This window comes from Chloracidobacterium sp. N, assembly GCF_018304765.1.
Classification (GTDB): Bacteria; Acidobacteriota; Blastocatellia; order Chloracidobacteriales; family Chloracidobacteriaceae; genus Chloracidobacterium; species Chloracidobacterium aggregatum.
Map to the genome: position 1 here is coordinate 577,817 of NZ_CP072643.1, position 20,132 is coordinate 597,948.

Genomic DNA, 20,132 nt, shown 5'->3' on the forward strand with positions numbered 1-20,132 from the left:
ATGTTTGCACCCGACCCGAACCTGCCGCCCCTGAAGCGCCTGTCCGTTGTCATTCCGGCGCGGGATGAAGCCGGGTGTATCCGTTCGACCGTCGAGCACCTGTACGTTGAACTGCGGCTGCACCAGATTCCACACGAAATCATCGTCGTGGACGACGGCAGTACGGACGCCACGTGGGAAGTCCTGCAGGCGGCCTGTGCCGACATTCCCACCCTGCGTCCGGTGCAGAACACGGGTGAGCACGGATTTGGGCGCGCCATCACCTTTGGTTTTGAGCACGTCACGGGCGATGCGGTCGTCATCATGATGGCGGATGAATCGGATGACTGCCGCGATGTCGTCCGCTACTGGCGGGAACTCAACCGGGGCTATGAGTGCGTCTTTGGCAGCCGCTTCGTCAAAGGCGGGGGAACGATTGACTACCCACCCATCAAGTGGGTACTCAACCGGCTGGCCAATACATTTCTGCGGCTGCTGTTTGGCATCCGGCTCAACGACACCACGAATGCTTTCAAGGCGTACCGGCGGGAGGTCATTGAGGGCTGCCGGCCTTTTCTGTCGCCGCACTTCAACCTGACAGTGGAACTGCCGCTCAAGGCGATTGTCCGGGGCTACACCTGGACGGTCATTCCCATTACCTGGCGCAACCGGCGTACGGGGTTGGCCAAGCTCAAGATCAAGGAAATGGGCAGCCGGTATTTCTTCATCTGCTGTTACGTCTGGCTGGAGAAGTATTTCAGCCGTGGCGACTACCGGCGCAAGCCACAACCGGCCTTACCCCAGGCGATGCCCGCCACCGAGACCGAGAAGGCTCTCCAATAACCGGACCGAACAGCAAATTTTTCACTTCCACTCAAATCACAGGACGGATATTTGGCGTCGGTCCTTTCTAGCCTCTGCTTAACCTAAAGCAAGCGCCAACTGGGCAGCCTTACTTGACTTTAGAAGTTCAAAAGGTGCTGTTTCACATCCAGGTTTTATCAGCAAAACTTCTTCTATTGAATTTCGCAGATTTTCACTTGAACCTACATGGTAAAAATGCATAAAGCTTTTTACGACCAATCCATCCAGGTAATACTCAAGGTGCTCATTAATCCGGTATTTATTCTGCTTCCACATAGACAATGCAAAGCCACAGGGTAAGCTCTTGATAATTCTTGCCAACTCCAGGGCTTCACGTTCTGACCACCTTTGGTAATAGTCAGCGTGCCTACCTACATACGGAGGATCGAGGTAAACAAAGTCATCTTTTGATAGGCCTTCAAGGCACTTTCGCCAGTCTTCATTACGAAACTCCCAATCCTTATTGCAGACCATCTTTTTGATTTTGAGAACCTGATTAACTATCTTGGTCACATACGCTGGACGAAAACGATCCAGCTTTCGGCAGAATGGAACATTGAATTGACCTTTGCTATTAAAGCGCATAACACCGTTGAAGCAGGACCTGTTAAGAAAAATAAAATCCAAAGGATCGCCAGTCTTATTAAAACGCTCCCTGATGAAATAATAATGCTCTTCTCCCTTCGATAACAATCTTTTTCCTTCTGCTGTCAAATACCTACCTACTTCTTCAGGTGATAATGACCCCTCATAGATCATCCTGTAAAGATTAATAATGTGAGGGTTAATGTCGTTGACCAGGGCACGTTCCGGCTGAAGGTTGAATAACACCACTCCTGATCCCAAAAAAGGCTCTACCCAGCGACCTTTTCCACTCCAGGAGGTATTACTTAGAATGAACTTGACGAGCTTGGTCTTGATTCCCTGACATTTGATCGGGGGAACTATCACTTTCTCTATCATCCAAGGCAGTTTTTGGCTTGTCATTTCTTTAGCTTCTTATATTCCAGATAGCTGGGCAAATCTGTGTAAGGAGGATTCGTCAGCTCGGCTGCTCTGGCCATGTCCCTGGTCAAGTAATAAGTCCAGTAGTCATCAAATACTTCTTCTCCTAGTGCAGCAAACGGGCCGGAGCCATTAACCAGTTTATCAACTTCTGTGACCGATCCGATATTTCTTGTGTTTCCACTTCCTGGCCGATCCGAAGCAATACGATACTTCTCGTGAATGAAGAACGAGAAATTCCCGATTACAGATTTGATGTACTCAAGCTCGTTGAGGCTATAGATTCTTTGCTCATATAATTTATCTATCTTGGTGTAGATTACCCCGAGGACAAAATGCCCTTTGTAAGAATTGTATGGGCGAGTTATATTCTTCGTACTTTTTCTATCTCGAAAATACCCAGTAAAAGTTCCAAGAGTCATACCATTCACATATCTATCATCAATTCTATAGGTACTCTTAATATCAAGAGCAAAATAGCATCCACTGCTATCAACAAAACTTATATCAGGGTAGAAATTCTGGTGCTCAGGCAGTCTGATACTCAGACTGTTTCTCTCTGCAAAGCTTGAAAGTCTGGGGAATAGCAGAATCTCTATAACCTTCGAGATAACCTTGGTGTCTATTGAAATCGTATAAACATTTCTGGCTATGTCAATAAATCCCTTGACTATCCAATCTCCATTTTGTGTAGAAACTGCTGACTTAAATTCCTCAACTTCATCCCGAAGCAGTCTCAAAAAATCTTCTTTCTCCATGTTTGTTCAGCTCAGAGGACTACTCAGTTTCCCTCGTTACGTACTCAGCAGCATTTCTATCCATCATGGACTTGACCTTTTCGACAATTTCAGCCGCCGTGAAAGGCTTGTAGATGAGGTTATCCCGGAAGGCAAAGCTCTGCCCGGTATCCTCCCTGTCAGCGTAGCCCGAAATGAAGAGCACCGGCAGGTCGGGATAAGTCTCCCAGATGGAGGAAGCCAACTGAACGCCGTTGACGTTCGGCATGCGGACATCGGTGACAACCAGATCGAAGCGCCCGGCCTGTTGCTGGATTATGTTCCATGCCGCCTGCCCGTCTCTGGCTTCGACAACGGCAAAACCACCCGCCAGAAGCGCTGCCCCCACGGTCGCCCGCACGTCCGGGTCATCCTCAACGACCAGCACCCGCTGCGCCTGCGCCGACGGCTTGAGGAACGACAACCGATGTGAGCCAGAGGTTGGAACGCCAGAGGCTGGCTGCTCAGCCACCGGCAGGTACACGTGGAAGGCTGTCCCCTTCCCAACTTCGCTTTCAACCCGCAGCAGCCCTCCGGCGGAAGTGATCGTCCCCAGGGCCGTTGAAAGCCCAAGTCCGGTGCCCTTGTGCTGTTCCTTCGTCGTGAAGAACGGCTCACACAGCCGCGCCATGACTTCCGGCGGGATGCCGGTTCCGGTGTCGCGTACGGAGATGCGGACGACCGGCTGCGCCGCCAGGAAATCCTCCAGGCGGCTTCCGGCCGGAAAGACCACGCCGCCGGCTTCCGCCGCAGCATCGGTTACCAGGGTGGTTTCCAGACTGATCGTGCCTCCGTTGGGCATGGCGTCGCGGGCATTGACCAGCAGGTTGAGAAAAACCTGCTCCAGTTCCTGTGGGATGGCGTACACGAAGACTTCGCCAGCGGCGAAGTTTGTGGTCAGTTCGACCTCCTCGTTGAAAAGCCGTTCCACCATCCCCTGCACCGTTCGCAGGGCATCGTGCAGCGGGAAGCACAGGGCGGCGCTGGCTTCGCTGGCGCGGCTGTACGCCATCAACTGCTTGACGAGATCACGTCCGCGCTCGGCGGCCCGCCGGATAGACTGAAGCCCCTTACACGCCGGATCATCGGGCGCACGCCGACTGAGTTCAAGCGAGCTGTAGCTGAGAATCACGGTCAGAAGATTGTTGAAGTTATGGGCGATGCCACCGGTGAGGTGCCCCAGCAACTCCAGCTTTTGCGACCGCAGACGCGCTTCTTCACGGCGTTCGATTTCGGCTGTCCGCGCCGCCAGCTCACGCTCCAGGTTGTCACGCGCGTCCTCCAGACGTTGCCGGGCAATTTCCAACTCGATGTTCGTGGCGCGCAGGTAGGACATCGTCTTTCCCACCTGTCTGGCCATGGCATGGAAAGCCTCCGTCAGGTGGGCAATCTCTGCCGGCAGTTGCGTCGCCGGCAGGGTTTGCCCGTTCGGGCTGTCTGGCAGGATGTCTGGTGCCCGCTCTGGATCGGTGGCAAGCACCCGCGCTGTGGCGGTCAACTCGTCCAGCGGTCGCATCACCCGGCGGACGGTCACACCCGACGCCCACGCCACTACAAACAACACAAACGGAATGGCCAGCAGGAACGGGATGAACACCGTCGCCGCCCGCTGATGGACAACCGCGAAGGGGACCAGGGCATAGCATCGCCAGCCGGTCTCCGGCTCCCGTTCCTGCCAGACCCAGAAGCGGGCTTCTTGCCCGGAGGCAGGAATCGGAAGCCACAGCGCCCGGTCATACGCCCGGATGTCGGAGAGCCTCGTTTTGGCCAGCAGTGGAAAAAGGTCAGGGCGGTTTGTCGCCAGAACCTGCGACTGCCAGTCCAGGACGACCAGGTGGAACGGTTCACCCCGATGGGCGACACTGCCCGACAGCAGCCGTGAGAGTTGGGTGGTCGTCATCCGCCCCTCGACGACGCCTCGCACGCTGCCATCCGGCAACCGAATCGGCGCGGCAAATGCTATGCAGGGGTCCTTCCCCGCCGGGACCGGACAGTGCAAACCATCTGAAATCACGACGTTTTGCCCGGACAGTGCCGCCTGCAGGTAGGGATGGCCGGCAACATTCAACTGCGGTTCGGAAACCACGGGACTGCTGGCGATGACCTTGCCGGCCGTGTCGGCCACCAGAAGTGTCTCGAACAGAAAAGCGTGCTGGTGATAACGCTGCAACCTACGCGCGACGGCGGCTGGGTCGTCTGGCATCTCGGACAGCCGTTCGGCAAGTATGGTCACATCCTGCCGCGCTACCAGTAGCTTGTCACTGAGCACATTGGCCACAAACCTGGTCTGTGTTGTCAGCTCAGCGCGTACTTCCTGCTCCTGCTGGTTCGATGCAGCGTGGGCATACCAGGCGGACAGAGCACACGCCGGCACAACCGCCACCAGAGTGAGCACCCGTGTCAGCCGGGCAGCCATGGTGTTTTCCGGCAGCCTGGCGCCATACCGTGCCAACAGACGTCCGAATGCCGGCCAGCCAAGAGATGAATCGGCCAGGGTCGTGCACAGCAACCCATTGACGACATACTTGAAGGCCACAGCCGGGCCGAGGCCATCCGGGTACACCCCGGAACGGACATGCAGGAAGTAAAGCAGGGGTGAGATACCGACCCAGAAGACGGCATCTGCAAAGAGCGCCCGCCACTTCCAGCGCCGGACACACCACCCGACAACAAACGCCTGAGCCACCAGAAAAGGCAGCGCCAGCCCGTGGCCCCACAACCACACCGTGGCAAGACCGGCCAGCAGGGCCGCGACCATTCCGTATAACGGGCCGAAAGTCAAGGCGATGATGAGCGGAAAGATCGGACCAAAGATGAAGTGCAGATCACTGCCGATAGATAGCGGGAAGGCATTGAGACCAAGCCCCAGTCCCCCGGCAACGAGCGCCGCCAGGGCAGCCGGCACGTCCAATTTCCACGGAGGAAAGGTAGTCTTCATGTTCAGCTCCAACGATTTCTGCTCTGGCGACAAGCCACTACTGCGGCCGCGGCATTTTCGTCGCCGCTACCGACAAATCTTCCGGAGGCAGAAGGCGGCAACGGCGCGCAACGGGGTCGGAAAGAGGTTCAGTCTGCACGAATCGGTGCAAAAATCTCAACATCAGCTATACCGCCGCCAAGGCTGTCCACCAGACGGACAGGAGCTAGGGGCGGCCGGGGCGCGCCGGCCGCGGCGGTGAACGGCGTTTCGGCTCCGACCGGTACTTCTGCACCATTGCTTCCCGCTCGGCCGGCAGTCCCAGCCGCGCCAGGACATCCACTGGCTGCGGGTCAACCAACTCACGCGGATACTCCACCTTTTCCAGAAACAGGCCCGAAGCCGGGGCCGTCAACTGCGCGATGGTCTCATTCGGCTGCGCCCGCCGCAGCGCCAGCCGGATGTCCTCCACCGTCAGCTTTCCAGCGCCGACGGCCACCAGCGCCCCGACAATCCGGCGTACCATCCGCCATAAAAAGTGCGACGCGCCAATCCGCACGACCATCATCCCCGGCCGCAGGTTCACGGTCAGCTCATGCACATCCACGAGCTTCGATTCCGTCCGGGCCCGCTCGTCGCGCGTCAGGCTGTGGTCAACTGGGCCCTTCTGGGAAAACGCCGTGAAGTCGTGAAAACCCCGCAGGACTTCCGCTGCCGCGCGCATCTTTTCCACATCGAGCCGGTCCCGCACCCACCAGATGTACTTTTTTGCAAAGGCCATCCGCCGCAACGCAATCTGGTAGAGGTAATAGCGCGCAATGGCGTCGTGCCGCGCGTGAAAACTCAGCGGGGCCGGTGCGACATCAAAAACGCAAATATCACTCGGCAGCGCGTCATTGACCCGGTGACGCAGTTCATCCGGGTCCAGGCGCGTTACCGTTCGCAGGTGGGCAACCTGCCCCAGCGCATGCACACCGGCATCCGTCCGCCCGGCCCCGCCCAGGTCAAGCGTCGGGTCGGCAAGCACTTCGCTCAATGCCCGGCGCAACTCTCCGGCAACCGTACGCACCTGACGCTGTTCCTGCCATCCGGCATACCGTGAGCCGTCGTACTCAATCGTCAACCGATAGCCATAGCGTGACGGTTGGGCAACCTTCCCATTCTTCTCTGGCCTGGACATCATTTCCTGACTTTCCGGCGCGAGGCAGTCGCACCCGCGCCTGACGTGCATCGTGACATGCATCGTGGTCGCCAGACATGCCGCCCGGCGGTTTCTCCCCCGGTCGTCTTCGGGAGAGAGATTTTACTGGACAGTCGCGGCCAAACGCCCGACACTACTGAGTGCGGTTAGCACTGATTTTACCCTTGGCTCAAGTCGTTTTATGTCGTACTCGATTCCCCTCGAAGCCTTCGTGGCGGCGCGGGAGCGGATTGCCCCCTACATCCGCCATACCCCGATGCTGCCAATGCCCCTGGTGCACCGTGACGTGCACCCACGCATTCACTTCAAGCTCGAAAACATGCAGGTCAGCGGCTCGTTCAAGGCGCGTGGCGTGTTCAACACCCTGCTCCAGCTCGATCCGTCCCAGCGTCAGCGCGGCGTGATTACGGCCTCCGGCGGCAATCACGGGCTGGCGCTGGCGTATGCAGCCAACCGTCTCGACGTGCCGGCCATTGTGTACCTGCCCGAACGCGCCAGCGAAGACCGCGTCATGCGGATTGCGCGCTACGGGGCCAAAGTCATCAAGCACGGCGAAGCCTGGGACGATGCCAACGCCAGGGCGCTCGAACATGCTGCGGCGGAAGGTCTGGCGTACGTCCCGGCTTTCGACGGCGTTTCGGTCGTCGAAGGACAGGGCACCGTCGGACTGGAGATGCTCGAAGACCTGCCCGACATGGACTGCCTGCTGGTGGCCGTCGGCGGCGGCGGGCTGATTGCCGGCGTGTCGGCGGCCATCCGCCAGAAAAAGCCTGGTGTGACCATCATCGGCGTTGAGCCGGTCGGCGCGCCTTCCATGAGCAAAAGCCTGGCGGCCGGCTGCCGGACGGGCGTCCAACAGGTGCGTACCATTGCTGATACGCTGGCCCCCCGCAGTGTGAGTGATTTGACCTTCGGCGTCACGCGCCAGTATGTGGATACGGTGCACCTCATTGATGACCGCCAGATGGTCCAGGCAATGCGGTGGCTGTGGGCGGAGTGCAATCAGATTGTCGAGCCGGCCGGGGCCGCCGTGGTGGCCGCCCTGCTGGATGGCGGCGTCCCACTGGGCAAGTATGAGTGTCCGGTGGCGCTCATCTGCGGTGGAAATGCGGCGGCCGAAAGCGTCTTTGCCTCCTACCAGCAGGCCGCCGACATGCTGATGGGCATCAACTGAACCCTCCCGCAAACCGTCCCGGCAAGGTAGCCCTATGCTTCGCGTCGGACTTACAGGCGGCATCGCCGTGGGCAAATCCTATGTTTCCGCCCTCCTGCGCGAACTGGGCTGCCATGTTTTCGATGCCGACGACATTGCCCGGGCCGTTGTGCAGCCCGGCATGCCGGCGTTGAACGACATCGTGGACGCCTTTGGCCCGGACGTACTGGCCGCCGACGGCACGCTGGACCGCGCCAAACTCGGTCGCCTGGTGTTTGCCGACGCCGAAGCGCGGTCCCGGCTCAATGCCATCGTGCATCCGCGCGTCCACGCCGAACAGGACCGCCTGCTGCGCGAAGTCGAAGCCTGTGACCCACAGGGCATTGCCGTCGTGGATGCGGCGCTGCTCATTGAATCCGGCGGCTACCGGCGCCTTGACGTGGTGGTGGTCGTCTGGTGCCGCCCCGAAATCCAGCTCGCCCGCCTGATGGCGCGCAATGGTCTCAGTCGTGAGGAAGCTGCCCAGCGCATCGCTGCCCAGATGCCTTCCGAAGAAAAACGGCGCTACGCCGACTTCGAGATTGACACCTCGGAAGGGTTCGAGCCAACCCGCCAGCAGGTGCTTGCCCTGCATGCGGCCCTGCGCGCCCGCGCCCTGACCCGCTGAAGCTGGCGCTCGTGGGGCAATGTCCGTCCAGCCCAGGATTTGCCTCCAGGGTTCGCCCGGGTTCCGGGCGACGGCGGGGCCTTACGCACGGTTTAACTTACGACGGATGGTAGGTTTACGGGCAAAAGCCACAACATCTTGTGCCGGAAGCCTTGACAAATCCGCCGCCGCCAGCCCACAATCGCGCTCGTTCACCGGGCAGGTTGCCCGGATAACTCACCAACCAGGTAATCCTTCACGGGAACAAGCTGGCGCACCGGGGTCCGACGACGACATCTGCGGCGTTTCCGCCCATGCACGTTGACGCACTCACTGCCCTTGTTGTCCCTGCTTATAAAGAAGTCACTGCCATGAACGAATCCGCTGCTGCCCGCCAAACCGAGAGCATTCCTTCGAGCATGCGTGTCAGAAAACGCAACGGCAGCTACGAGCCGGTGGATGTCAACAAGATCATCCGCGCCGTCGGACGGTGCTGTACCGGGCTGACGAATATAGACGCCTACCGGGTGGCGACCAAAACCATCGGTGGACTGTACGATGGGGCCACTACGGCCGAACTTGACCAGCTTTCCATCAACACGGCCGCCTCGCTCATCGTCGAGGAGCCGGAGTATTCGCGCCTCGCAGCCCGGTTGCTGGCGACCTACATTCACAAGGAAGTCCGCAACCAGAACATTTATTCCTTTTCGCAATCCATCACTGCCGGTTACGACCTCGGCCTTATCAATGACCGCGTTCGCAACTTCGTCAGCGAGAACCGGCGCAAGCTCGACGAAGCCATCTGCGACGAGCGCGATCAGGCGTTTGAATACTTCGGTCTGCGCACCGTCTATGACCGCTACCTGCTCAAACATCCCACCTCGCGCGCGGTCATCGAGACGCCCCAGTATTTCTTCCTGCGCGTGGCCAGCGGGCTGGCGCAAACGGTGGCCGAAGCCATTGAGCTGTATCAGGTGCTGTCCTCGCTGGAATACATGGCCAGCACCCCGACGCTGTTCAATGCCGGCACGCGCCACGAGCAGCTTTCTTCCTGTTTCCTGCTCGACTCGCCGGAAGATGATCTGGCGGCGATTTACCAGAAATATACGGACGTGGCGCTGCTGTCGAAGTTTGCCGGCGGCATCGGGCTGGCCTATCACCGCGTCCGGTCGAAAGGGTCGCTCATCCGGGGCACGAACGGGCACTCCAACGGCATTGTCCCGTGGCTCAAAACGCTGGATTCCTCGGTCGCGGCCGTCAATCAGGGCGGAAAGCGCAAGGGGGCCTGCTGCGTCTATCTCGAACCCTGGCACGCCGACATCGAAGACTTCCTCGAACTGCGTGACAACACGGGCGATGAAGCTCGCCGTACCTACAACCTCAATCTGGCCAACTGGATTCCCGACCTCTTCATGAAGCGCGTTGAGGAAGACGGCCCGTGGTCACTGTTTGACCCCAAGCTCGTGCCGCACCTGCCCGACCTCTATGGCGAGGAGTTTGAGGCGGCGTACCTCAAGGCCGAAAGCGAAAAACTCTACACCCGCCAGATACGCGCCCGTGACCTCTACCAGCGGATGATGCGGACGCTGGCGCAGACCGGCAACGGCTGGATGACCTTCAAGGACGCCGCCAACCGCAAGTGCAACCAGACGGCCCAGCCCGGCCGGGTCGTGCATCTGTCCAACCTCTGCACGGAAATCATCGAAGTCACTTCCCCAACGGAAACCGCTGTGTGCAATCTCGGCTCGCTCAACCTCGCCCGGTATGTCACGGACGGCCGGTTTGACTTCGAGAAGCTGGCGCGCAACGTCCGCATCGCGGTTCGCCAACTTGACCGCGTCATTGACATCAACTTCTACCCCATCCCCTCCACCGCCGCATCCAACCGCCGGTGGCGGCCCATCGGATTGGGACTGATGGGCCTGCAGGATGTGTTCTTTCAGCTCCGCCTGCCGTTTGATTCGCCCGAAGCGCTGGAACTCTCCACCCGCATCCAGGAAGAGGTCTATTACCACGCGCTGGCGGCGTCCTGTGACCTGGCCGAAGTGCATGGCCCGCACCCGGCCTTTCCTGAAACCCGCGCGGCCCAGGGCATTCTGCAATTCGATCTGTGGGGCGTTACGCCGCCCGATCCCGAACGCTGGAATGCCCTGCGCGAGCGCATCCGGGCGACGGGACTGCGCAACAGCCTGCTCATCGCCATTGCGCCGACGGCCACCATTGCCTCAATCTGCGGCTGCTACGAAGCCATCGAGCCACAGGTGTCCAATCTCTTCAAACGCGAGACGCTTTCGGGCGACTTCCTGCAAATCAACCGCTACCTCGTGGAAGACCTCAAGCGGCTGGGGCTGTGGAACGAAGACATCCGTACCCAGATCAAGCTGGCCGATGGCTCCATTCAGGGCATTGCCGCGATTCCCGAAGACCTCCGGCGGCTGTACCGCACGGCTTGGGAACTGCCCATGCGGGCGCTCATTGATATGGCTGCCGCACGGGGGGCCTACATTGACCAGTCCCAGTCACTCAACCTGTTTATGGAATCGCCCAGCATCGGCAAGCTGTCTTCGATGTACATGTACGCTTGGAAGAAGGGCCTCAAAACGACCTACTACCTGCGCTCGCGTCCGGCAACGACCATTGCCAAGGCAACCGTCGCGCCGACCGCGGCCGGCACGGGCGGGAATGGCCCCGGCGCGCCACAACCCACCCCATCGGACGATGGGGCGCTGGCCTGTTCGCTGGCCAACCCGGAAAGCTGTGAAGCCTGCCAGTAACCCCGGTCAGCCATCCCCGTCATACCTGGCCAGGGGCAGAATGTTTCGTACTTCGGGCGGCGCGGCACCGGTTCGCCGCGCGCCTGAAATGTAAGGAGGACTCATTATGTTACTCGACCCCGGCTTCAACCTGACGTTGCGGCCGATGAAGTATCCGCTGTTTTATGAGATGTACCGCAATGCGGTCAAAAACACCTGGACGGTTGAGGAAGTGGATTTTTCAACCGACGTGGCTGACCTGCACAGCCGGTTGACACCAGCGGAACGCCACCTCATTCACCGCCTGGTGGCCTTTTTTGCCACCGGCGATTCCATTGTGGGCAACAACCTGGTGCTCAACCTCTACAAGCACATCAACGCGCCCGAAGCGCGGATGTACCTTTCGCGGCAGCTTTTCGAGGAAGCGCTCCACGTCCAGTTCTACCTGACGCTGCTCGACACCTACATTCCCGACCTGGCTGAGCGGGAGCGCGCCTTTGCCGCTGTCCACAACATTCCCTCCATTGCGCGCAAGGCACAGTTCTGCCAGCGGTGGATGGATTCGATCTTCATGCTCGATGAACTGCACACCCGCGAAGACCGCCGGAAATTCCTGCTCAACCTGCTGTGCTTTGCCAGTTGCGTCGAGGGGCTGTTCTTCTTTGCGGCCTTTGCCTACGTGTATTTTCTGCGCTCCAAGGGATTGCTGCACGGGCTGGCTTCGGGGACGAATTGGGTGTTCCGGGATGAAAGCCTGCACATGAACTTTGCCTTTGCCGTCGCCGACCAGGTACGGCAGGAAGAACCGGAACTGTTCGACGACGCGATGGAAGCCGCCCTGGTGCAGATGATTGAGGAAGCCGTGGACTGCGAAATGCAGTTTGCGGAAGACCTGCTTTCGGGCGGTGTGGCCGGGTTGTCGCTGGCCGACATGCGGCAGTACCTGGAGTTTGTGGCCGACCAGCGCCTGGCGCGACTCGGCTGCGAAAGACGCTTCTACGTCCGCAATCCGTTTCCCTTCATGGACCTGCAGGATGTGCAGGAAGTGACGAACTTCTTTGAACGACGTGTGGCGGCCTATCAGGTTGGCGTCACCGGAGAAGTCGCCTTCGACGAAGCCTTCTAGGGCAGAACCGGAAAGCACAGCCAAAGGGAGGCGCCGACCCGGAATGGGTCGGCGTTCGTTTTTGGCAGCCACGACCGGACTCAGACCGGTTCCAGCGCCTGCCGGACGGCCTGGCAAAAGGCCTGCATCCGTCGGGCGTCTTTTCGTCCGGGCGCAGACTCCACCCCGGAAGCCACATCCACACCATAGGGACGCCACCGCCGGATCACCTGCGGCACGTTTTCGGCAGAAAGCCCACCGGCGACAAAGCTCCCCGGAAAGCGGTCGGTCCCGGAAGTGACCGCCGCCCAGAGGCGGTCGAGCCGGGCTTCCCAGTCGGCTTCCGGTTGCGCCTTGGGGCGGTCAAACAGCAGGTGGGCGACGTTCTTTGTCTGCGCCCACAGCCTGACTTCCGTTTCTGCCGTGGCGGCCGTCACCACCACGGCGCGAATCACCGGCCGGATGACCCTGGCTGCCAGCGCCGGGGCTTCCTGCCCGTGCAACTGGACGAAATCACAACCGATGTGCGTTGCGACGGCATTGATGGCGTCAGCAGGCGCATCCTGAAACACGGCGACGGTCTCGGCGCGTCCCTGGACGGCTGCGGCAATGGCGCGCGCGGTTTCCACTTCCACACGCCGTACGCTGGAAGGGGCAAAGATCAGCCCCAGCAGGTCAGCGCCAGCGGCCACGGCCGCCTCGGCATCGGCAGGGCACGTGACACCGCAGATTTTGATGCGGACGGGCGCTGACGGCATCGCTGACAGCATCCGGCAGTATCAGTTTCCACGCCGCAGCGCCAGCAGGCGCGGCAGCCGCTGCGTGCCGCCGTAGCCGGGAATGAGATGCAGCCGGATTTCGGGCTGCCCAAAGATGGCCGTCGGCTCGCTCACCGTGTAGTGACAGGCCATCTGAAACTCGTTGCCGCCCCCCAGGGCAACCCCGTTGATGGCGGCAATCACCGGCTTGTGCATCCGCTCGATTTTGCCGAAAGCCAGGTGGGCGTTGTTGGGCAGGGGCAGGGCTTCCGCCACGGTTTTGAAGTCAAGCAACTGCTTGACATCGGCCCCGGCCACGAACGAGCGGGTGCCCTCGCCGGTGAAGATGACGACTTTCACATCCTCGCGGCGCTCAAGGTGCTCGATGACCGTAATGAGTTCATCCAGCGCCCGTTCGTTGAGCGCATTGACCGGCGGGTTGGTAATCGTGGCCAGCGCAATCCGTTGGGCGGGTTGTCCGGCTTTGGGCGGCACCACGTCGAAGTACTGCACACGCACGTAACGATAGGTCTCAAACACGCGGCTTTCTTCGCGCAGGCGTGCCTTCTCGCGCCAGGCTTTGATTTTGTCCGCAATGTCAGCGAGCACTTCGGGGTTGCGCAGCGTCGTGGTGTCGCCCAGCGGCTCGCCAAAGAGCAGGTTCTTGAGGAAACGCCGCATGTACTTGCCGCTGCGCGTTTCAGGAAACGCCGTGACCGGGATGTAGTCCGACGGAACAGCCGTCAGCCCCTTTTCCTGGCGGACAAGTTCCGACAGCCGCCGTTCGTCTTCGGTCGTCAGCTTGCGTCCCGCGGCCGTCAGAATGAAGGCCACCGGTGTCTGTCCCTTCTCGCGGTGGGGCGCACCGATGACAATGACGTTGCCGACGACGGAGTTGGGGTTGATCTGTTTGTCGCGCAGGATGGCGCCTTCGATTTCTTCCGTGCCCAGACGGTGCCCGCTCACGTTGATGACGTCGTCGGAGCGGCCGTGCAGGCTGAAGCTGCCGTCGGCGTACTTGCGTGCAAAATCGCCCTGGGTGTAGGCCAGTGTCCCGGCCCATTTCGTCCAGTACAGCTTCCTGTAACGCTCGAAATCGCCGCGCCAGGCGGGCGTAACAGCCACGGCTTCCCGCCCGTCACCCACAGGGATCGTCGTCACGGCAAACTTCCCGACATCACCCCAGACCGTGCGCGCCAAGTAGGGATAAGGCTGCGTGATGACGATTTCCCCTTTTTCCTCGATTTCGGCCGGGCGGTGCCGCCGGACGACGCCCTCGTCATCCGTTTCCTCGGCCACCCACACATCCCCCATCACCCACGGCAGCGGATAGGTGTGGGCGTCGGGGCGCAGGGGAAAGTCCTCGTTGGCGTAAAAGTGCGTCCAGACGATGCCGCCGTGCTCCGTGGCCCAGTAGGAGTTGATGTACTGCCGGCAGAGCAGGTCCATGCCGAACTGCTGTACGGCAGGCGAGGTCGGCTCGGCACAGAACGTCGCCACGTGCAGCGAGGAAACGTCATACCGCTCGACATCGGCGCGGTTCTGGGCATCGCTCATGATGGCCTTGAGGAAGGTCGAGCCGGCCTTGAAGATGTTGACCCGGTAACGCTCGATGATGGAGGCGAAGCGCCCGGCATTGGGGAACACCGGCGCGCCTTCGGCCACGACGCTGGTGACCCGCGTGGTCAGCGCCGCCGAAATGAGATAGCTCTGCCCGGTAATCCAGCCCGGATCGGCGATGACATACATGACATCGCCCGGCCGCGCGTCAAACGCAATTTGCATCGTGTGGGCAATGCCGGCCACATAGCCACCGTGAACATGAACGACCCCTTTGGGTTTCCCGGTACTACCGGAGGTGTAGATGAAAAACAGCGGAAACTCGGCGTCCACCGGCACCGGACGTGAATGCGCGTAGAGTACGGCAATGAAATCCGCAGTCGGCAGCGCCAGCAAATCGGCTTCGGTTTCGACGGCCAACCCGCGCGCCCGTGCCGTTTCGAGCAGTTGCCGGCTGGCCGCAGCCAGCAGGTCGTGCGCCCAGTGGTCACGTTCAGGACGCCAGACAATATCCTGTCCCGTGTGTTTGACCACGATGACAGCTTCGACGCGGGCCGGCGTCGTCACAAGCGCCTTGGCAATGGCCGTGCGAATCATGGATTTCGCCTTGGCTGACAGCAGGCGCAGTTCACTCAACCCCACACCGACGCCGCGCATGGCGTCGGCGCGCTCCACGGTGATGTCCCCGGCAATGGCTTCCCGTACGGCCCGGCAGATATGCTCGATGACGGCATCGTGGAAATGCTCACCTGACCATCCGAAGGTGGATTTCTCCGTAAGCAGTTCCAGTGTGTTGTGAACGATGTCGAGCACGTCCGCCACCGGAACGTAATCATCCAGCGCCTTGTCGGTGTAGGCTTCCTTGTAGGGCACAATCTGCGCATTCCGGTAGCCGCCATCCGAGGTGATGACAACTCTGGCGCCCGAATCGTGGATGCGGTCACTGAGGGTTTTGGCCGAAAAACCGCCAAACACCGGCGTGTAAATGACCCCCAGCCGCTTGGCCGCTTCAGTGAAATAGATTTGCTCCATGATGTTGGGCAGGTTGATGGCGATGCGGTCGCCGGCGCGCAGCCCCAACTTCTGAAGCACCATGGCCGCCTTGACGGTCTCCAGCAGAAGCTGCTTGCGGGTAACGGCAAAGGAGACGACGGGGCCGCCCCGGCCCTCATCCAGGGACTGGTCCCAGCGGTCGCCCTCGAAGTAGAAGGCAACCTCCTCACCGTGCCCGGCAAGCACGTGGCGGTCCACTTCGTTGAAGCAGGCATTTGTCCACGCACCGGCAAACCACCGGTAGAAAGGTGCGTCCGAGTCGTCAAACGCCCGCTTCCACGGGCTGAAATCCGGCGGCAGGTCGGGCGTCACCGGCGCACCGGTCGCATCGTCATAGCCCGTCCAGCGTGCGGCGGCTTCGTCGTACGTCACCCACGCCCGGTGTGCGGGGTCGAACCAGTGCAGCTCACGGCGCGCAATGGCGCCGTGGAAAGCGCCGGGGTCCTGCTGGCAGGCGGCCCGCTGGGCCTGCCAGTCAGACCGGGTACGAATCGGATTGATGACAGGGCGAGCCTGTGGCGTCGGTGCACTCATAAGCTGGCACTCTCCTTGGACTTGAAAAACGGAATGGCGCAGCTGGCAAAGATGCCCAAACGTGCGCCTCCCACGCGCCCCACAACCGGCGCTGGCGTGCGTTCGCTAAATGTGTTCGGCAAAGGACTCCGACTGCCGGTTGAATGTGAACTGCCCACCGTAGAACACCGCCACGGCCAGCACCAACAGCCACAGCAACCGGCGCGGGTCAGGGACTTCGCCATAATAGAATATCTGCTGGTAGCCGTAAAAAAGTCCCACCAGCGGATTGTGCTCGACAATCCACCGCGCCCGTTCGGGAATCGCCGTCAGCGGATACATAATCGGCATCATAAAGAACAGAATGGTCACGATGTGACCGAGCAGGTGCTGCGTATCCCGAAACGTCACGCTGAGCGCCGACAGCGCCATCGTCAGACCGGACAACAGCAGCGCCTGAATGAGCACCAGCACCGGAAAGCATACCAGTCCCCACCCCAGCGGCAGCCGGAAGGCAAGCAACAGCAGCAACAGCAGCGGCAGCGACAGCAGATAGTTGACCATCCCGGCCAGCACCGGCACGAGCGGCAGCACCGGCGTGGGGAAAATGGTCTTACCGACGTACGAAGCGCCTTCCAGAATCGAGGTCGAACCTTGCAGCAGGGCCGTCGAAAACCATATCCACGGGAGCAGGCCGCTGAGGATAAAGACCGGATAGGCTGGCGCGTTGACCTGCAGGAAGTACCCGAAGACGATACTGTAGGTCAGCATCAGCAGCAGCGGGTTGAGGAACGTCCAGAAGAAACCGAGTACCGAACCTTTGTACCGCCCGCGCAGGTCGCGGATGACAAGAGAATACAGCAGCCAACCGTAATCGCGGAAAATCGTCAGGCGCATCCGCGATATGTCCTTCAGGTCCTGCAAGAAGCGTGTTTCCTCCGGCTTCGTCGTTCAGCCCGCCACAGCGTTTGACGGCGGTGTTCCACCCAAGCCCGCTACGTTAGCATTTGCCGGAGCACGTAGGGCAAAATTCCGCCGTAGCGGTAATAGTCAATCTCCACGGGGGTGTCGAGGCGGAGCTGCACCGGGATGCGCTCCACCGTCCCGTTAGCCCGTTCAATCACGAGCGTCACCATCTGGCGCGGGCTGACGCCACCGGACAAACCTTCCAGGGCATAGGTTTCGCTGCCGTCAAGGGCCAGCGACTGTACCGTGACACCGCCAGTAAATTGACAGGGCAGCACGCCCATGCCGGCGAGGTTGCTGCGGTGGATACGCTCGAAGCTTTCCGCCACCACCACCCGTACGCCCAGCAGCGCCGTGCCCTTTGCCGCCCAGTCGCGGGAACTGCCCGTGCCGTATTCTTTCCCGGCCAAAACAAAGAGCGGCGTCCGGGTTTCGGCATAGCGCATGGCGGCGTCATAGATGGCCATCCGTTCGCCGCTGGGCTGGTGCACCGTGATGCCGCCTTCCGTCCCCGGCACCATGAGGTTTTTGATGCGGACATTGGCGAACGTGCCGCGCATCATGACCTCGTGGTTGCCCCGGCGCGCGCCGTAACTGTTGAAATCGGCCACGGCCACCTGTCGCGCCTGAAGGTATTGCCCGGCCGGGGAGGTCGGCTTGATGCTGCCCGCCGGGGAGATGTGATCGGTCGTGACGGAATCGCCAAAGATCGCCAGCGCCCGCCCGCCGTGAATGTCAGCAAACGTACCCGTTTCCAGACTGAAGTCGGCAAAAAACGGCGGTTCCTGGATGTAGGTCGAATCCGCCTGCCACCGATAGACCTGCCCGGTGACGGTGGGAATGGCATTCCACAGCGGATGTTCAGCGGTGAAATCAGCGTAAAGCCGCTGGTAAGTCTCGCGGTCAAAGGCTGCTGCCAGTACCGCTCCAATCTCTTCGGTCGTCGGCCAGACCTCCCGCAGATACACCGGCTGACCGGCATCGTCATACCCCAGCGGCTCCTGCGCCAGGTCGAGCGTCACCCGCCCGGCCAGGGCAAAGGCAACGACCAGCGGCGGACTCATCAGAAAGTTGGCTTTGACATTGGGATGCACCCGCGCCTCGAAGTTGCGGTTGCCGGAAAGCACACTGGCCGCCACCAGGCTGTGCGTGGTGATGGCTTCCTCGATGGCCGGATCGAGCGGACCTGAGTTGCCGATGCAGGTCGTGCAGCCATAACCCACAACATCAAAGCCCACCTGCCGCAGGTCGTGCAGCAGGCCGGTTTTTTCCAGGTAAGCCGTGACGGCGCGTGAGCCGGGGGCCAGCGAAGTCTTGACCGTGGGGCGCACGCGCAGCCCACGCGCCACCGCCTTCCGTGCCAGCAGACCGGCAGCCAGCATCACGCTGGGGTTTGACGTGTTCGTGCAGGAAGTGATGGCGGCAATGACGACATCCCCGTGGCCAAGATCGCCAAAGTAGGGATCGCTTACGGCATGGCGTGTGGCAACCGCATCGGGTGCGACACCGAACCCGCCTTCTTTGACCGGCTTCTGGAGGCTCTCCCCAAAGGCCGGGGCCAACCGCCCGACGGCAATCCGGTCCTGGGGACGCTTCGGGCCAGCCACGCTGGCTTCCACGGTCGCCAAATCCAGTTCCAGAACCGTTGAATAGCGGCAGGCCCCCGCGGCCGGGATGCCGAACATCCCCTGTGCCTCGAAGTAGTTACGCACCGTGGCGACGTGCTCCGGCGAGCGGCCCGTGGCCAGCAGATAGGTGCAGGTTTTTTCATCCACCGGGAAAAAGCCCATGGTCGCACCGTATTCCGGCGCCATGTTGGCAATTGTGGCCCGGTCGGGAACGCTCAACTCCGCCGCCCCTTCCCCGTGAAACTCGACGAACTTCCCGACGACACCCGCCTTGCGCAGCATTTCCGTAACGGTCAGCACGAGGTCGGTGGCCGTAACGCCCTCGCGCAGGCGGCCCTTGAGGTTGACCCCAACCACGTCCGGGGTCAGAAACGACACGGGTTGACCCAGCATGGCGGCTTCGGCTTCGATGCCCCCCACGCCCCAGCCGACGATGCCCAGGCCGTTGATCATGGTTGTGTGGGAGTCCGTCCCCACGAGCGTGTCCGGGAAGTACAGGTCATCGCGGGAAAGTACGCCCTGCGCCAGATATTCCAGATTGACCTGATGGCAGATGCCGATGCCCGGCGGAATGACCCGAAACGTCCTGAACGCCTGCATGCCCCACTTCAGAAACTCATAGCGTTCCCGGTTGCGCTCAAACTCCAACTGCATGTTGAGCGTCAGCGGATCGGCCGGCGTGCCATTGCCACCCAGCCCGTTGCCGCCCAGGGTCGGCAGGTTTCGTTCGCGCCCGGTGAAATCCACCTGCACGGAATGGTCAATGACCAAATCCACGGGCACGAGCGGCTCGATGAGCGCCGGGTCGCGGCCCAGGCGTTCGAGCGCCGAGCGCATGGCGGCCAGATCGCACAGCAGCGGCACGCCGGTGAAATCCTGAAGCAGTACCCGCGCAACGACGAAGGGAATCTCCGCCGTCCGCTCAGCCGTCGGCGCCCACTGCGCCAGACGGCGCACGTCGTCTTCGGTGATGCGTTTTCCGTCGCAGTTGCGCAAGACAGATTCCAGCACGATGCGCAGTGAGACCGGCAGCGTGGCAGTATCGCCAAAGCCGGCCGCTGCCAGCGCCGGGAGCGAGACCAGCCGCCCCGTACCACCGCTGCCAAGGGGAAAGGTTTGAGTCAGTGCCGTCAGGTCCATAGGTTTTCGCCAGTTTGTATTTTTGAGAACATTTCCGATGACATATCACACCGGGGCGACTTCGCGCGAGTCCAGAGCACAGGTGCAGCCAGCTCCAGCGGGCAGGGCTGCGTTG

13 protein-coding genes are annotated in these 20,132 nt (G+C 60.9%); 5 read left to right on the forward strand and 8 right to left on the reverse strand.

Annotated elements, in window-relative coordinates; translation table 11 throughout:
- Complete coding sequence (locus J8C05_RS13535; protein WP_211423287.1) at nucleotides 1-822, forward strand: glycosyltransferase family 2 protein; 822 nt, start codon at nucleotides 1-3, stop codon at nucleotides 820-822.
- 78 nt (nucleotides 823-900) lie between these two features.
- Here the strand turns inward: J8C05_RS13535 and J8C05_RS13540 are convergent, their stop codons facing one another.
- The 4 genes from J8C05_RS13540 to truA form a co-directional block, all read right to left on the reverse strand.
- Nucleotides 901-1,830, reverse strand: a complete 930-nt coding sequence (locus J8C05_RS13540) for a DNA adenine methylase (RefSeq protein ID WP_211423288.1) — start codon at nucleotides 1,828-1,830, stop codon at nucleotides 901-903.
- Nucleotides 1,827-2,606, reverse strand: a complete 780-nt coding sequence (locus J8C05_RS13545) for a type II restriction endonuclease (protein ID WP_211423289.1) — start codon at nucleotides 2,604-2,606, stop codon at nucleotides 1,827-1,829. Before J8C05_RS13545 ends, J8C05_RS13540 begins: the two co-directional genes overlap by 4 nt.
- A 19-nt stretch (nucleotides 2,607-2,625) precedes the next feature.
- The gene (locus J8C05_RS13550) at nucleotides 2,626-5,562 is read right to left on the reverse strand and encodes a response regulator (RefSeq protein ID WP_211423290.1); all 2,937 of its coding nucleotides are present in this window, start codon (nucleotides 5,560-5,562) and stop codon (nucleotides 2,626-2,628) included.
- A 205-nt stretch (nucleotides 5,563-5,767) separates the two neighbouring features.
- A complete protein-coding gene (gene truA / locus J8C05_RS13555) occupies nucleotides 5,768-6,724 on the reverse strand; it encodes a tRNA pseudouridine(38-40) synthase TruA (RefSeq protein ID WP_211423291.1) in 957 nt (318 codons plus the stop codon).
- 199 nt (nucleotides 6,725-6,923) lie between these two features.
- Here truA and J8C05_RS13560 point away from each other — a divergent pair, with 199 nt between their 5' ends.
- The 4 genes from J8C05_RS13560 (at nucleotide 6,924) to J8C05_RS13575 (ending at nucleotide 12,420) form a co-directional block, all read left to right on the forward strand.
- Nucleotides 6,924-7,916, forward strand: a complete 993-nt coding sequence (locus J8C05_RS13560; protein ID WP_211423292.1) for a threonine ammonia-lyase — start codon at nucleotides 6,924-6,926, stop codon at nucleotides 7,914-7,916.
- Between the two features lie 34 nt (nucleotides 7,917-7,950).
- Nucleotides 7,951-8,562: a dephospho-CoA kinase gene (gene coaE / locus J8C05_RS13565; RefSeq protein ID WP_211423293.1), complete on the forward strand. Its 612-nt coding sequence runs from the start codon at nucleotides 7,951-7,953 to the stop codon at nucleotides 8,560-8,562.
- A gap of 350 nt (nucleotides 8,563-8,912) precedes the next feature.
- Nucleotides 8,913-11,315, forward strand: a complete 2,403-nt coding sequence (locus tag J8C05_RS13570) for a ribonucleoside-diphosphate reductase subunit alpha (RefSeq protein WP_211423294.1) — start codon at nucleotides 8,913-8,915, stop codon at nucleotides 11,313-11,315.
- 106 nt (nucleotides 11,316-11,421) lie between these two features.
- Nucleotides 11,422-12,420, forward strand: coding sequence for a ribonucleotide-diphosphate reductase subunit beta (locus tag J8C05_RS13575; RefSeq protein WP_211423295.1), 999 nt, complete (start codon nucleotides 11,422-11,424; stop codon nucleotides 12,418-12,420).
- A gap of 80 nt (nucleotides 12,421-12,500) precedes the next feature.
- Here J8C05_RS13575 and J8C05_RS13580 read toward each other — a convergent pair whose 3' ends face one another.
- The 4 genes from J8C05_RS13580 to acnA form a co-directional block, all read right to left on the reverse strand.
- Entirely contained in the window at nucleotides 12,501-13,157 is a 657-nt protein-coding gene (locus J8C05_RS13580; protein WP_211423296.1) for a phosphoribosylanthranilate isomerase, read from the reverse strand.
- Nucleotides 13,158-13,178: 21 nt separating this feature from the next.
- Nucleotides 13,179-16,304 (reverse strand): AMP-binding protein, encoded by a 3,126-nt coding sequence (locus tag J8C05_RS13585; protein ID WP_211423297.1) that lies wholly within the window; start codon nucleotides 16,302-16,304, stop codon nucleotides 13,179-13,181.
- Between the two features lie 105 nt (nucleotides 16,305-16,409).
- Nucleotides 16,410-17,180, reverse strand: a complete 771-nt coding sequence (locus tag J8C05_RS13590) for an ABC transporter permease (RefSeq protein ID WP_211423298.1) — start codon at nucleotides 17,178-17,180, stop codon at nucleotides 16,410-16,412.
- Nucleotides 17,181-17,278: 98 nt separating this feature from the next.
- Nucleotides 17,279-20,017: an aconitate hydratase AcnA gene (gene acnA, locus J8C05_RS13595; protein WP_211423299.1), complete on the reverse strand. Its 2,739-nt coding sequence runs from the start codon at nucleotides 20,015-20,017 to the stop codon at nucleotides 17,279-17,281.
- Nucleotides 20,018-20,132 lie beyond the last annotated feature (115 nt).

Coding starts and splice junctions, on each gene's coding strand:
- truA (WP_211423291.1), bottom strand. CDS start 6,724: ATGATGTCCAGGCCAGAGAAGAATGGGAAGGTTGCCCAACCGTCACGC.
- J8C05_RS13570 (WP_211423294.1), top strand. CDS start 8,913: ATGAACGAATCCGCTGCTGCCCGCCAAACCGAGAGCATTCCTTCGAGC.
- J8C05_RS13590 (WP_211423298.1), bottom strand. CDS start 17,180: ATGCGCCTGACGATTTTCCGCGATTACGGTTGGCTGCTGTATTCTCTT.
- J8C05_RS13540 (WP_211423288.1), bottom strand. CDS start 1,830: ATGACAAGCCAAAAACTGCCTTGGATGATAGAGAAAGTGATAGTTCCC.
- coaE (WP_211423293.1), top strand. CDS start 7,951: ATGCTTCGCGTCGGACTTACAGGCGGCATCGCCGTGGGCAAATCCTAT.
- J8C05_RS13535 (WP_211423287.1), top strand. CDS start 1: ATGTTTGCACCCGACCCGAACCTGCCGCCCCTGAAGCGCCTGTCCGTT.
- J8C05_RS13580 (WP_211423296.1), bottom strand. CDS start 13,157: ATGCCGTCAGCGCCCGTCCGCATCAAAATCTGCGGTGTCACGTGCCCT.
- J8C05_RS13550 (WP_211423290.1), bottom strand. CDS start 5,562: ATGAAGACTACCTTTCCTCCGTGGAAATTGGACGTGCCGGCTGCCCTG.
- J8C05_RS13585 (WP_211423297.1), bottom strand. CDS start 16,304: ATGAGTGCACCGACGCCACAGGCTCGCCCTGTCATCAATCCGATTCGT.
- J8C05_RS13560 (WP_211423292.1), top strand. CDS start 6,924: ATGTCGTACTCGATTCCCCTCGAAGCCTTCGTGGCGGCGCGGGAGCGG.
- J8C05_RS13545 (WP_211423289.1), bottom strand. CDS start 2,606: ATGGAGAAAGAAGATTTTTTGAGACTGCTTCGGGATGAAGTTGAGGAA.
- J8C05_RS13575 (WP_211423295.1), top strand. CDS start 11,422: ATGTTACTCGACCCCGGCTTCAACCTGACGTTGCGGCCGATGAAGTAT.
- acnA (WP_211423299.1), bottom strand. CDS start 20,017: ATGGACCTGACGGCACTGACTCAAACCTTTCCCCTTGGCAGCGGTGGT.